This window comes from Micromonospora sp. DSM 43699, from assembly GCF_055517075.1.
The window spans coordinates 1-416 of the sequence record NZ_JBTMMT010000251.1; the positions used below are offsets into that span (position 1 = coordinate 1).

The following is a 416-nucleotide window of genomic DNA, read 5'->3' on the forward strand; positions in this document are numbered from 1 at the left end:
CTGTTGGCCGTGAAGGATGCCCCCACCAGCACACACGCGAGGGCCGCGAGGAGGGCCCCGCGCAGAGAGGTTGCGTTCATGGGCCCGACGCTAGGGTCGGCGTCGGACCGGTTTAAGGTCCACTTCCATGACGTCTTCGGGGACCAATCCGGACCGGCGGCCCACGCGCGCGACGGACGGCGGCGGCACAGGAGGTGATGGGACCGACTCCCTCTCCCCTGCTTGGGAGTTGCTGCTGCCCGCCGCTGCCGCTCCGGCGCGCGGGCGGGGGCGCGCGCTCCGGTCCGCGCTGCGGGAGGCGGTTCGCTCCGGCCGCCTCGCGGCCGGCACGAGGCTGCCCTCCAGCCGTGAACTCGCGGCCGACCTGGGGGTGTCGCGCGGACTGGTCACCGAGGCGTACGAGCAGCTGACCGCGG

General features: G+C 74.3%; 1 protein-coding gene. It reads left to right on the forward strand.

What is annotated here, in order from left to right:
• Positions 1-127: 127 nt before the first annotated feature.
• A partial coding sequence (locus AC0AIB_RS31500) for a GntR family transcriptional regulator (protein WP_465098129.1) occupies positions 128-416 on the forward strand: 289 nt, incomplete at its 3' end.